The organism is Flavobacterium urocaniciphilum (genome assembly GCF_900110615.1).
Lineage (GTDB): Bacteria > Bacteroidota > Bacteroidia > Flavobacteriales > Flavobacteriaceae > Flavobacterium > Flavobacterium urocaniciphilum.
The window spans coordinates 326,981-339,674 of the sequence record NZ_FOEI01000002.1; the positions used below are offsets into that span (position 1 = coordinate 326,981).

The 12,694-nt window shown below is 30.8% G+C and carries 12 protein-coding genes; 5 read left to right on the top strand and 7 right to left on the bottom strand.

All coding sequences use genetic code 11. The features are described from left to right. Nucleotides 1-68 precede the first annotated feature (68 nt). From BMY86_RS05700 to BMY86_RS05720, 5 genes are all read right to left on the bottom strand, one after another. Nucleotides 69-860 (bottom strand): TPM domain-containing protein, encoded by a 792-nt coding sequence (locus BMY86_RS05700; RefSeq protein WP_394332561.1) that lies wholly within the window; start codon nucleotides 858-860, stop codon nucleotides 69-71. 25 nt (nucleotides 861-885) lie between these two features. After that, the gene (locus BMY86_RS05705) at nucleotides 886-1,326 is read right to left on the bottom strand and encodes a TPM domain-containing protein (RefSeq protein ID WP_091466328.1); all 441 of its coding nucleotides are present in this window, start codon (nucleotides 1,324-1,326) and stop codon (nucleotides 886-888) included. After that, nucleotides 1,326-1,934 (bottom strand): LemA family protein, encoded by a 609-nt coding sequence (locus BMY86_RS05710; protein ID WP_091466331.1) that lies wholly within the window; start codon nucleotides 1,932-1,934, stop codon nucleotides 1,326-1,328. Before BMY86_RS05710 ends, BMY86_RS05705 begins: the two co-directional genes overlap by 1 nt. Nucleotides 1,935-2,021: 87 nt before the next feature. Continuing rightward, entirely contained in the window at nucleotides 2,022-2,351 is a 330-nt protein-coding gene (locus tag BMY86_RS05715) for a MerR family transcriptional regulator (RefSeq protein WP_091466333.1), read from the bottom strand. Nucleotides 2,352-2,371: 20 nt separating this feature from the next. After that, nucleotides 2,372-3,349 (bottom strand): M23 family metallopeptidase, encoded by a 978-nt coding sequence (locus tag BMY86_RS05720; protein WP_091466334.1) that lies wholly within the window; start codon nucleotides 3,347-3,349, stop codon nucleotides 2,372-2,374. A 124-nt stretch (nucleotides 3,350-3,473) separates the two neighbouring features. Between BMY86_RS05720 and alaS the strand changes: the two genes are divergently transcribed. Further along, on the top strand, nucleotides 3,474-6,110 hold the full coding sequence (gene alaS / locus BMY86_RS05725) for an alanine--tRNA ligase (protein ID WP_091466336.1): 2,637 nt from the start codon (nucleotides 3,474-3,476) through the stop codon (nucleotides 6,108-6,110). Nucleotides 6,111-6,168: 58 nt separating this feature from the next. On the opposite strand, the gene BMY86_RS05730 is transcribed toward alaS, so the two are convergent. Together BMY86_RS05730 and BMY86_RS05735 are read right to left on the bottom strand one after the other, a co-directional pair. Beyond that, nucleotides 6,169-6,552 (bottom strand): RidA family protein, encoded by a 384-nt coding sequence (locus tag BMY86_RS05730; protein WP_091466338.1) that lies wholly within the window; start codon nucleotides 6,550-6,552, stop codon nucleotides 6,169-6,171. An 8-nt stretch (nucleotides 6,553-6,560) separates the two neighbouring features. Beyond that, complete coding sequence (locus tag BMY86_RS05735; RefSeq protein ID WP_091466340.1) at nucleotides 6,561-8,306, bottom strand: ABC transporter ATP-binding protein; 1,746 nt, start codon at nucleotides 8,304-8,306, stop codon at nucleotides 6,561-6,563. 104 nt (nucleotides 8,307-8,410) lie between these two features. Between BMY86_RS05735 and BMY86_RS05740 the strand changes: the two genes are divergently transcribed. The 4 genes from BMY86_RS05740 (at nucleotide 8,411) to BMY86_RS05755 (ending at nucleotide 12,436) form a co-directional block, all read left to right on the top strand. After that, on the top strand, nucleotides 8,411-9,361 hold the full coding sequence (locus tag BMY86_RS05740; RefSeq protein WP_091466342.1) for a GSCFA domain-containing protein: 951 nt from the start codon (nucleotides 8,411-8,413) through the stop codon (nucleotides 9,359-9,361). 101 nt (nucleotides 9,362-9,462) lie between these two features. Beyond that, entirely contained in the window at nucleotides 9,463-9,807 is a 345-nt protein-coding gene (locus BMY86_RS05745; protein ID WP_091466345.1) for a hypothetical protein, read from the top strand. A gap of 28 nt (nucleotides 9,808-9,835) precedes the next feature. Continuing rightward, nucleotides 9,836-11,659 carry an outer membrane protein assembly factor BamB family protein gene (locus BMY86_RS05750; RefSeq protein ID WP_091466347.1) on the top strand — a complete coding sequence of 608 codons (1,824 nt, stop codon included), beginning with the start codon at nucleotides 9,836-9,838 and terminating at the stop codon, nucleotides 11,657-11,659. A 114-nt stretch (nucleotides 11,660-11,773) separates the two neighbouring features. Then, nucleotides 11,774-12,436, top strand: coding sequence for a DUF4230 domain-containing protein (locus BMY86_RS05755; protein WP_091466349.1), 663 nt, complete (start codon nucleotides 11,774-11,776; stop codon nucleotides 12,434-12,436). Nucleotides 12,437-12,694 lie beyond the last annotated feature (258 nt).

Here is a 12,694-nt window from a genome sequence, read left to right on the forward strand (position 1 = left end):
GCAATTATCGGGTTTTTTGTTTATGTTTTTATAGACTGAATACTAAATACTGCGACTGATTACTGAATTTACCAACTTCCTCCAGCTCCACCACCAGAGAATCCTCCGCCGCCAAAGCCACCTCCGAATCCTCCGCCAGAAGAACCACCTCCGAATCCACCACCAAAACTACCGCCGCCAAAACCGCCTCCGCGACCCATTCGGCTTAAAATAATGATGTCTCCTAAATCCGGTCCTCCAAAGCCACCTGAATTACTACCGTTTCCTTTGTTTTTAGATGCAATGGTAAGGAAAATGATAATGAATACTATGATTAATATTATAGGTAAAATTCCGGGTCCGTCACTTTTTCTTTCACCTTTGTATTTTCCTTTTAAAACTTGAAAAATAGCATCAGTTCCTTTGTCTAATCCTTGATAATAACTTCCTGCTTTAAATTCTGGTATGATGATGTTTCTAATGATTTCACCATTAATACCGGCTGTTAATCTTTCTTCTACACCATAACCAGGTGCAATCCATATTTTTCGGTCGTTTTTAGAAAGTAAAATCAGAATACCATTATCTTCTTTTTCTTGTCCAATTCCCCATTCATGAGCCCATTTTGGTGTTAAAATTCCGATGTCTTCATTGTTTAAATCTTCAATAGAAATGAAAACAATTTGAGTTGAGGTACTATCCGAATATTGAATAAGTTTCGATTCTAATTGCTTTGCTTCACTATCGCTTAATGCTTTAGCATAATCGTATACAGAAGTCTGAAAACTTGGTTTTTTAGGAATTGTAAATTGACCTAAAGCAATAGAAGTAAAAAGTAAGGCTGTAATGAAATAGAATACTTTAAAAGCATCTATTTTCATGTTTTTAACGACTAATGTTTTCATCTTAATTTCTTGAAATTTCGTTAGACAATTCATTAGTGTCGTTTTCGTGATCGTAAGGGAAGTATTTTTTTAAACGTTCACCAGCTCTTAAAATTCCATTTATGAGTCCGAGTTTAAATTCTCCTTTTTTAAAATGTGAAATCACAAGGTCTTTTGTGCAATCCCAGAAATCATCTTCAACTAATTTGTCAATTCCCTGATCGCCAATAATTGCAAAACTTTTGGTTTGCATACAAATGTAGAAAAGTACTCCGTTTTTTAATTCAGTTGCATCCATTTTAAGGATATGAAAAACCTCCTGTGCTCTTTCAACAGGAGGTTTAGTATTGTTTTCTTCAATGTGCACACGGATTTCTCCAGAAGTATTTTTTTCTGCTTCTACAATAGCTTGAACAATTTCTTGTTCTTCTGCTTTAGTTAAAAAATCCTCAGTTTTCGACATTATTTTTTATCTTCTTTATTGTCAAAATTAAAATTTACATCAACTGGTTTTTCAGCACCAGCTACAGCATCGAAGTATGGTTTCTCTTTGTAATTTCCTAAGAATAAAGAGTTAGGGAATACTAAAATGTAATTGTTATATTTTTGTACAGATTCGTTAAATCTAGTACGAGCAGTTAAAATTTGATTTTCCGTACTTGCCAATTCGTCTTGTAATTTTAAGAAGTTTTGGTTTGATTTTAAATCAGGATATTGCTCTACTGTAACTAATAATCTAGATAATGAACTGTTTAAGTTACCTTGTGCTTGATTAAATTGTGCTAACTGTTCTGGCGTAATATTTGTTGGGTCAATTTTTACAGAAGTTGCTTCAGAACGAGCTTTTATTACTGCTTCTAAAGTTGATTTTTCAAAATCTGCAGAACCTTGAACCGTTTTTACTAAGTTACCAATTAAGTCATTTCTTCTTTGATAAGTTGTTTCAACGTTACCCCATTCTTTACTTACATCTTGATTTACACGTACAGCACCATTTTTAATGCTTATGAACCAAAAAAATAAAATTGCTAATACACCTAAAATAATAACAATCGGTAAATACTTTCTCATAATTTTATAGTTTAAGTTAATTTATTTAGTTTTTAATTTTTTACTGTTAACTGTGACTCTGACATATCCAGAAACTTCGGGACTTAATCAAAGTCCTTTTTTCATTTCTAATAATTGATTTTTAATCCCTTCTAATTTAGTGATGATTTCAAAATTATTTAAGGTTTTCTTTTTTCCTTCTTTTAAGTGTGTTTTTGCACCTTCTAAAGTGAAACCACGCTCTTTAACCAAATGGTAAATCATTTGTAACACTTTTACATCATCCGGACGAAACATTCTATCGCCTTTAGCATTCTTTTTAGGATTAATTTCGTCAAATTCTTTATCCCAAAAGCGTATCAAGGAAGCATTCACGTCAAAAGCTTTTGCTAATTCGCCAATACTATAATATCTTTTTTCTGGTAAGTTTAATTGCATTATTCTATTATATTTTCAAATTAATCAAGAGATTGATTTTCTTGATTGGCTAATTTACTAATTAAAACATATTCTTGAGCAGAAATACTGCCGTAATAAAAATTTAATGGATTTACAACTTCACCATTTTTATGAACTTCATAATGTAAATGTGGTGCTTCACTTCGACCTGTACTTCCAACATATCCAATAATATCCCCGCGTTTCACCTTTTGACCGGCTTTTACTTTATATTTACTTAAATGAGCATATAAAGTCAAATATCCATAACCATGGTTGATTTCTATATGATTTCCATAACCTGATAAACTCGCATCTGCTTTTCGAACAATTCCGTCACCAGTTGCATAAATTGGTGTTCCTGTTTTAGCCGAAAAATCCATTCCTTTATGAAATTTTCTAATTTTTGTAAATGGATCACTTCGATACCCAAAACCTGAAGCCATTTGTCTTAATTCTTCATTTTTTACCGGTTGAATCGCCGGAATCGCTTTTAATAAATTTGCTTTTTGTTTCGCTAGTTTTGTAATTTCATCTAAAGAAACCGATTGAATAGCCATTGCTTTCATGATTTCATCTACTTTTTTTGAAGAACCAATAATCAAATCACTATTATTAAAATCTTCTAGATCTTTATATCGATTAACGCCGCCTAAACCTGCACGTCTTTCTTCGTTTGAAATAGCAGTGCTGTTAAAATAAACACGATACAAATTATTGTCGCGCTGTTCTATTGCAGATAAGCCCTCATCCATTAAAGCAATTTTTCGATTCAATAAATTGTAATTTTGTTTCATAATTTCCAACTCACGAGCTTGTAATTTCGATTTTGGTGTTTCAAAAAAACTGGTGTTACTCAAAATGAAAAAGCATAAAAATCCAAATAATGCACTTGCAAATAAAAACAAAAACGCATAGCCAATTTTGGTACTGTTTTTAGTTACAATTTGCTTAAATGCCAATTTCTCAGCATCATAATAATATTTGACTCTTTTCATTAAATTGTTTAAAAATTACTATTTTTGTGCTCTTTATTACAAAGTAACAATTATTATACGAAAAATCTTTAGAAATGTTTCACTTTGAAACAGAAATTTTAGTTTTTCAATAAATACATATCAAATGAAATCGCAAGACATAAGAAAAGCTTATTTACAATTTTTTGAAAGTAAAGGACATACCATCGTTCCTTCTGCACCAATTGTTTTAAAAGATGATCCAACCTTAATGTTTAATAATTCGGGAATGGCTCAGTTTAAAGAGTTTTTCTTAGGAAATGGTACACCTAAAAGTCCAAGAATTGCAGATACTCAAAAATGTTTACGTGTTTCAGGGAAACATAACGACTTAGAAGATGTTGGTTTTGATACGTATCACCACACTATGTTTGAAATGTTAGGAAACTGGTCTTTTGGAGATTATTTTAAAAAAGAAGCGTTAGCTTGGGCTTGGGAATTTCTAACGGAAGTGTTAAAGTTAGATAAAGATCGTTTGTATGTTTCAGTTTTTGAAGGGAATCCTTCTGAAAATGTACCTTTCGATCAAGAAGCATTTGATATTTGGAAACAATATGTTTCGGAAGACCGAATCATTTTAGGAAATAAAAAAGATAATTTCTGGGAAATGGGAGATCAAGGTCCTTGTGGTCCATGTTCAGAAATTCATATCGATTTACGTACAGAAGCAGAAAGAGCAGCTGTTTCGGGTAGAAGTTTAGTAAATGCCGATCATCCACAAGTTGTTGAAATTTGGAACAACGTTTTCATGGAATTCAACCGTAAAGCGGATGGTTCTTTAGAAAAATTACCTGCACAACACGTTGATACCGGAATGGGATTTGAGCGTTTATGTATGGCAATGCAAAACGTGACATCTAACTATGATACAGATGTTTTTACGCCGCTTATCGCGAAAGTTGAAGAGATTACTGGATTGAAATATACTTCAAATGAAGTAAAAAATATCACTGAAGAGCAAAACAAAACAAATATTGCTATTCGTGTAATTGTAGATCACGTTCGTGCGGTGGCCTTCGCTATTGCAGACGGACAATTGCCTTCAAATACAGGTGCGGGTTACGTAATTCGTAGAATTTTACGTCGTGCCATTCGTTACGGATTTACGTTCTTAGGAACAAAAGAACCTTTTATCAATAAATTAGTAGCTGTTTTAGCTACGCAAATGGGTGAGTTTTTCCCTGAAATTAAAGCGCAACAACAATTAGTAACAAATGTAATTCGTGAAGAAGAAGCGTCTTTCTTAAGAACGTTAGAGCAAGGAATTCAATTGTTAGAAAACGTAATGCAAAATACTTCAGGAAAAGAAGTTTCTGGAGAAAAAGCATTCGAATTATATGATACTTTCGGTTTCCCTAAAGATTTAACTGCGTTAATATTAAAAGAAAAAGGATATACGTTTAATGAAACTGATTTTGAAGCAGAATTACAAAAACAAAAAGCACGTTCTCGTGCAGCTTCAGAAGTTTCAACGGAAGATTGGAAGGTCTTAATCGATGGAAATGTAGAAACTTTTGTAGGATATGATCAAACAGAAAACGAAGTTAAAATTACTCGTATTCGTAAAGTAGATTCTAAAAAAGATGGTGTTTTATATCAGATTGTTTTAGATAACACACCTTTTTATCCAGAAGGTGGTGGACAAGTAGGAGATAAAGGGGTTTTAGTTTCTGCGAATGAAACGATTGAAATTATTGATACGAAAAAAGAAAACAACTTAATTTTACATTTTGCAAAACAATTACCTGAAAATGTAAATGCTAGTTTTACAGCTAAAGTGAATACTGATTTACTAAATGCGACATCTAAAAATCACTCGGCTACGCATTTAATGCATTTGGCTTTGAGAACAATTTTAGGAACGCACGTAGAACAAAAAGGTTCATTGGTAAATCCGAATTATTTACGTTTCGATTTCTCTCATTTTTCTAAAGTGACGGATGAGGAATTACTTCAAGTTGAAGCTTTTGTAAATGAAAGAATTGCACAGCAAATTCCTTTAATTGAAAGAAGAAGTATTCCAATTCAACAAGCGTTAGACGAAGGTGCGATGGCATTATTTGGCGAAAAATATGGTGATACTGTTCGTGCGATTAAATTCGGTGATAGTATGGAATTGTGTGGAGGAATTCACGTGAAAAACACTGCGGATATTTGGCAATTTAAAATTGTTTCGGAAGGTGCAGTAGCAGCGGGAATTCGAAGAATTGAAGCGATTACTGGTGATGCAGTGAAAGATTTCTATACGAAACAAGAACAAACATTAGCGGATATTAAAGAGACGTTGAAAAACCCTCAAGATATTTTAAAATCGGTGGTTTCTTTACAAGATGATAATGCAAAATTGAAAAAACAAGTTGAGCAATTATTAAAAGAAAAAATCGACGGATTATCAGCTAGTTTAGTTTCTGAAATGAAAGAAGTAAACGGAATTAATTTCTTAGCAAAACAAGTTGATTTGTCAATGAGTGCAACGAAAGATTTAGCACAAGCGATTGGAACTTCAAAACCAAATTCCTTTGTGTTCTTAGCTTCAATTGAAGAAGGTTTACCAAATATTCACTGTTATATTTCTAAAGAATTAGTAGCCGATAAAGGCTTAAACGCTGGAAATGTAATTCGTGAGTTAGGAAAACTTATTGATGGGAATGGTGGTGGACAACCGTTTTTCGCATCAGGAAAAGGTAAAAATGCTAACGGAATTGGTGCAGTTTTAGAAAATGTAGTAAGTTTCGTGAAGTAAAATATAATTAATTATTAAAAACCCTCCATTAGTTTAGAACTCTTGGAGGGTTTTTATTTTAATTCGCTTTTTTATCAATTACAGCTGTAGCTTCAATTTCAATTAACCAATTTCTATTTCCTAAAACGGTTACACCAACTAAAGTACTTGCGGGATAATTTTCAGTGCCTAAAAAATCTTTTCTTACTTTTCTGAAAATTGGTAAATCTGTTTCTGGATTGAAATTTACTATATACGTATTCATTTTTACTACATCTTTAAAACTAGAATTACACTCTTTTAAAAGTTTTTCTAATTTTTTAAAAGTAGCAATGGTTTGAGTTTCTAAATCGTTGCCTTCCCCAATTTGTCCAGAAATATGTAAGGTTTTCGTTTCACCAGTTTCTGTGATTACTACTTGCGAAAAACCTTCGTTAGGATGTAAATATTCTTTTTTGAACATAAAATAAATTATTTTCTCTCTCCAATTTGTTGACGCCACATCGCATAGTATAATCCTTTACTGTCAACCAAATCTTGGTGTTTACCTTGTTCTATAATTTTACCTTGTTCTAAAACAAAGATTTTATCAGCATGCATGATAGTAGATAATCTGTGAGCGATAAGTACAGTAATTCTGTTTTCATCGGATATATTTCGAATCGTACTATTAATTTCTTCTTCAGTAATAGAATCTAATGCTGAAGTAGCTTCATCAAAAATCAATAAATTAGGATTTCGCAAAATGGCTCTGGCAATAGATAATCGTTGTTTTTCACCACCTGAAACTTTTATTCCACCTTCACCAATTGTGGTATTGATTCCGTTTTCAGCTCTGTTTAAAAGATTATGGCAACTGGCTTTATGTAAAGCATTTAAAAGTTCTTCATCTGTTGCGTTTGGCTTTACAAATAATAGGTTTTCTTTAATTGTACCGGAGAATAATTGGGCATCTTGGGTAACGAACCCTAATTGTTTTCTAACTTCTAATACATCCACTTTTTTCTCATCAATATTGTTGTAAGTAATACTTCCAGTTTTAGGTTTGTACAATCCAACTAATAATTTTACTAATGTTGTTTTTCCAGCTCCAGAAGGCCCAACAAAGGCAACAGTTTCTCCTTTTTTAATTTCAAAAGTGATGTTTTCAACCGCTTTAAAACTAGCAGATTGATGTTGAAAACTAACTTCATTAAACGCTAATTTTTCAATGACGCCAATTTTTGATGGATTTTCAGGTTTGTATTCCGATTCTTTTTCTAATAATTGTTTGAAATTGTCTAACGATACTCTTGTTTCATTTTTTACAATGATAAATTGACTCATTTCTTGCAATGGATTAAAAATGAAGAAGGTAAAAAACGTCATCGTTAATAAATCTCCCACTACAATTTTACCTTGAAAAACGAAGTAATAAAGAGTAAAAACCACTAAGGTACGCATGAAATGAACCGTTGTTCCTTGAATAAAACTCAAACTTCTGATGTAACGAATTTTTTGTAATTCTAATTTTAAGATTTTAAGCGTGTTAAGGTTTAAACGACTTTCTTCTTGATGCGTTAAACCCAAACTTTTAACCAATTCAATGTTACGTAAACTTTCTGTTGTAGCACCAGCAAGCGCATTGGTTTGAACCACAATTGATTTAGAAACTTCTTTGATTTTTTTACCTAAATACGAACTTACAAATCCGATAATAGGTGCAGTTACGATAAAGATTAAGGCTATTTTTACATCAATTCTTGCGATATATACAAACACAAAAATAAATCCAACAATAGTTTGAAATACTAAGGAAATGGAAAGATTGATTAATTTTTCAGAATCAATTCGTACTTTTTGAAGTTTGCTTAACGTTTCGCCACTTCTTTGATCTTCAAATTGTGCAAAAGGTAAGTCTAATGATTTTTTAATACCATCTGTATACATTTCAGCACCGGTTCGTTGAATAACAATGTTCGTAAAATAATCTTGAAAATTTTTAGTTATTCTAGAAATCATTGCAATGAAAATCGATAGTCCAAGCCAAAATCCGACTGACTTTAAAAAGCCTATTTCATTTCCCTTATATTTAGCAATTCCAACACCGCAATCTTGCATTAATTTACCGGTAATAACCGAATCACTTAAGCTAAAACAAATATTCAAAGCGGCCATGAATAAAGCAATAAGTAATAAATATTTATGTTTTTGTAAGTATGAATAAAGTAACTTCATTTCTAAAAATTTATCCTACAAAAATAAGGAATAAAAAGTCTTACTGTATTTTTTAGGAAGTATTTAACTTGTTTTTGTACTTTTGATTAAAGATAATAAGAACTATGAATTTTCAAACGCAAATACCTATTTCTAAATCAGATTTTCCAATAGATTATTCTTCAAAAATAATTTCCTTTGGTTCTTGTTTTGCTGAAAATATGGGTGAGAAATTTGAATATTTCAAGTTTGAAAATGTGGTAAATCCATTCGGAATAATTTTCAATTCGGTTTCTATTGAAAAGTTAATTATAAGATGTATTCGCAAGCAATATTTTACGGAAAACGATATCTTTCAACATAACGATTTATGGCATTGTTATGAAGTGCATTCGGAACTTTCAAATTCTAATAAAGAAGAATTTTTAACAACTTTGAACGAATTAATCGATTCCACTCATCAACAACTATTAGAATCAACACATATAATTATTACACTTGGAACTTCATGGGTGTATCGAAACATTGAATCTAATGAAATTGTTGCCAATTGTCATAAAGTGCCGCAAAAACAATTTACTAAAGAATTACTTTCTGTAGCTCAAATTGAATCGAATCTTCAAAAGATACTTTCGGAAATTCAAACTATAAATTCGCATTGTAAATTTATTTTTACCGTTTCACCGGTTCGTCATATTAAAGACGGATTTATGGAAAATAACGTGAGTAAAGCGCATTTGATTGCAGCTTTGAATTCTGTTGTCACATTGAGCTTGTCGAAGTGCAACTATTTTCCGAGTTATGAAATTATGATGGATGAATTACGCGATTATCGTTTTTATGCAGAAGATATGTTGCATCCAAATCAAACGGCAATTGATTATATCTGGATAAAGTTTTTCGAAAACTATGTTGCTGAAAAGGAATTCGGAACCATGCAACAAGTTTGTGATATTCAAAAAGCGTTGCATCATAAACCATTTAATCCGAACTCGGAAAGTCACTTAAAGTTTTTAGAAAATCTGAATTCTAAAATAACTTCAATTAAGAGTAAACTACCTCATATTCAATTTTAAAAATACGCATTTTATCGTATTTCCTTCTGTATAGTTAAGTTGTAAGTTTGTCTTGTAACTATAACTAAAATCTTATGCAATTTTTCAAAAATACTATTTGCATGATCTTATTTTTTCTTTCGTGTAATGAAGCTTTTTCTCAACGACCAGTTTTAACAGATGAGGAAATTGTTTCAGAAACAGTAACTAAAGAAATTGATCAGGTTTTTCAATCTGATGATTTTTTAAAAAAGAAAAATAAAAAATTTGCAGATGTAACTGGTAAAATGGTAATCGATATTTCGGTTATTCAAAGTGGTAAAGTAGCAACTTTTTTTAAAGTTGAGAGCGACATTAAAAACATTGATTTTATCGATTTTATGTCTGAATACATTTTAGAACATAAATTCAAATTTAAACTTCAAAAAAAACAACGATATAAAATTCGTTATTCCGTAACATTCTAAAAAAAAAACTAACTAAAAACGCAAGATTATGAAAAAATTAAGTTCACAAGTAATGTTGTTTGTTTGTTTACTGACAACCGTTACTTCTTCAGCCCAATTTGGAAAATTAATAGACAAAGTAAAAGGTGGTGGAGGTTCAAAAAAATCTGGAAGCTTTGCAGTAGCATGGGAATCAGAATTTGATAATAAAGCAAGTCGTTTAGCTGTTGCAGTTAATGATGGAGAATATATTTTAGGTACTGATGATAATTCAGCAACCGTATTAGATGCTACTGGTAATAAAGTTTGGAGTGGCGATTATAAAGACATCACAACTAATAAAACGAATAAATGTGAATACCAATATATTATTCATAAAGGAAAAGGAAAAGGTGGTTATTTGTTTCTTTTTGATGCTCGAAAAATGGGAACTGATAGAGTTGCAGTTATTGATATCGTTTCTGGAAAGGAAATGTGGAATTCTGAACAATATCAAAATTTAATACCTAAAGATGGAGATAATTCTGGTTCAGATGATGGTGAATTAGAAACTGTTAAATACATTTTCGAATTGGATGCTTTTTTAATTTCTCAAAAAGAATCTGTCATTTTAGTAAAAGCAAATACAGGAGAAAAAATTTGGGAAACAAATAGATTTAAAGGTTCTGTTGGGAAATATATTTACGATGCACAACGCAATGAAATTATCATGATTAATTTCAAACCAACTGCTTTAGGAGCCTTATTTGCAGGTTTCAAAAACCAATTGGTTAAAATGAATGCTAAAAATGGTGAAATAGTATGGGAAGCAACTTTTACTGGATTCATTGAAAAAGAATTAGTTACACGTCGCGCTATTGTAGATTTATGGATTAAAGGTGATAAACTTTTCTTATACTTAAATGGTTTACAAGTTTATAACTTAAATAACGGTCAGAAACTTTGGGAAGCTATTTATGAAAATGATATGGAGAAAAGTAGTGGAAGTTCATTTTTAGGAAATAGATCTAGAAAAGGATTTTATAGAGTAATGGCAGATCCTTTATTTACTGATAATGCAGTTTATATAGTAATGTTAGGTAATCGTGACAGAACGAAATATATTGAAAAACACGACTTACAATCTGGAAAAGTTTTATGGACTTCAGAAAAAATTACAGGTGCTTTTTGTATGCCAAATATTTATTTAACGGGTGATAAAATAATGTGTCAAGTTGGTGGAAAAGTTGAAGTTCAAGAATGGAGATTAGAGAAAAAAGTAAATCCGTATGGTGGTGGTGAAACTCAAGAATGGGTGCCTTATATCTATTGGGATTATAAAACACAAAAAAATGGTGTTTTAGCGATTGATGATAAATCGGGAACGACTTCATGGCGTTCAGAAAAATTTGACAAACGTATAACTGATTTTGTTTTAGATGGCGATAAAACATTATTTGTTGGAGATGGTGATCAATTTTATGGATACGATATTAAATCTGGAAATCAATTGTTTGATGTAAAACACAATGATGCAGGTGTAGGAAAAGCAACTGATGTAATCGATTTTAATGATAAAGTTGTTGTGCTTTCAGAAAAAGGATTAGCTTCTTACAATAAAAAAGATGGTTCTAGAGCTTATGCAACTGAGAAAATAAAAGGAGTAGATTTCTTTTATAAAATTGGCGAAAATTACTTTTTAAGAGATCAACGCAATAGTAAAAATATTCTTCATGGAATTGATATGACAAATGGCGATTTAAAAGGTTCTGTAGAATCGAAAGGAAAAGGTGGAAGTCCTGAATATGGAAACGGTTTAGATGTGTCTGAAGATGGAGAGTTTATCTATGCTTTTAAAGGTAAAAAAGTTGAAAAAATTAAAATAAACAACTAAGCGTTTTTAGTTTGTTGGTTGAAGTGGGCTCTGAATTTATTCATGGCCCATTTCTGTTTGAAATGTATTGTTAACTAAATAAGTTTTTATACATTCGTTATAAATTTTAAGAACATGAACAATTCATTACAACATTCAAATTCAATTTTTAGTAAAATTTCGGAAGTTAGAAAATGGCTTTGGGCTATCGGATTTATTGTAGTGTTGTATTTGTTTTTTCAATTTTCAAATAAAAAAGAAGATACCAATGTAATTGAATACGATACAGCTTTAATTCAACAACAGATAAAAAATGTTGGAAAATTGGTAGTTACTGAAGGTCATTTTTCTGAAGTACTAACGTATAAAGATCAAAAAAAATATTTGGGAGATTGGTTGTCTTTTGAAAAGAAAGCCATTGTGGTCATAAATGCTGATGTTACTGTAGGTTTCGATTTAAGTCAGGTTAAATTTGAAGTGGATTCTATTCATAAAGTATTGAAAATTTCTAACCTTCCAAAAGAAGAAATAAAGATCAGTCCGGATTATAAATATTATAATATTGATCAAAGTACTTTTAATGAATTTGAAGGTCAAGATTATAATAAAATCAATAAAATAGCTCGAGAAAATCTGAATAAGAAAATTAATGCTTCAACATTAAAAACTGATGCTAAGAAACGATTGAAAGAAGAGCTTTTTAAATTATATTCCTTTGTAGAAATTATGAAATGGAAAGTAGAAATTGAAGGAGAAACCGTTTCCAATCAACAAGAAATTCAAAAATTTTTACATTAAATACGACAAATTTCGTATTGTACTAAAAGCATAATTGGTTCAATTTTGTAGAAAACTTATGCTTTATGATTTTCACTTTTGCCATATTGATATTTTTATTGTTTTTGTGGATTTATTGTTTGTTGAAAAACAACAATCAAATCAGATCAGAACATTATAAGAAGATAAGTGAACTTAAAGCAACAATTTATTCGTTGCATTTAAAAGAAAAACAATTGAACGAAAAGGTTTTAATTAGTAAAAATTTTGATGTTACTT

Bases quoted from the DNA above. Each gene is read 5' to 3' on its own strand.
- BMY86_RS05700 (WP_394332561.1), bottom strand. From the start codon at position 860: ATGAAAATAGATGCTTTTAAAGTATTCTATTTCATTACAGCCTTACTT.
- BMY86_RS05735 (WP_091466340.1), bottom strand. From the start codon at position 8,306: ATGAAGTTACTTTATTCATACTTACAAAAACATAAATATTTATTACTT.
- BMY86_RS05715 (WP_091466333.1), bottom strand. From the start codon at position 2,351: ATGCAATTAAACTTACCAGAAAAAAGATATTATAGTATTGGCGAATTA.
- alaS (WP_091466336.1), top strand. From the start codon at position 3,474: ATGAAATCGCAAGACATAAGAAAAGCTTATTTACAATTTTTTGAAAGT.
- BMY86_RS05750 (WP_091466347.1), top strand. From the start codon at position 9,836: ATGAAAAAATTAAGTTCACAAGTAATGTTGTTTGTTTGTTTACTGACA.
- BMY86_RS05745 (WP_091466345.1), top strand. From the start codon at position 9,463: ATGATCTTATTTTTTCTTTCGTGTAATGAAGCTTTTTCTCAACGACCA.
- BMY86_RS05705 (WP_091466328.1), bottom strand. From the start codon at position 1,326: ATGTCGAAAACTGAGGATTTTTTAACTAAAGCAGAAGAACAAGAAATT.
- BMY86_RS05720 (WP_091466334.1), bottom strand. From the start codon at position 3,349: ATGAAAAGAGTCAAATATTATTATGATGCTGAGAAATTGGCATTTAAG.
- BMY86_RS05755 (WP_091466349.1), top strand. From the start codon at position 11,774: ATGAACAATTCATTACAACATTCAAATTCAATTTTTAGTAAAATTTCG.
- BMY86_RS05730 (WP_091466338.1), bottom strand. From the start codon at position 6,552: ATGTTCAAAAAAGAATATTTACATCCTAACGAAGGTTTTTCGCAAGTA.
- BMY86_RS05710 (WP_091466331.1), bottom strand. From the start codon at position 1,934: ATGAGAAAGTATTTACCGATTGTTATTATTTTAGGTGTATTAGCAATT.
- BMY86_RS05740 (WP_091466342.1), top strand. From the start codon at position 8,411: ATGAATTTTCAAACGCAAATACCTATTTCTAAATCAGATTTTCCAATA.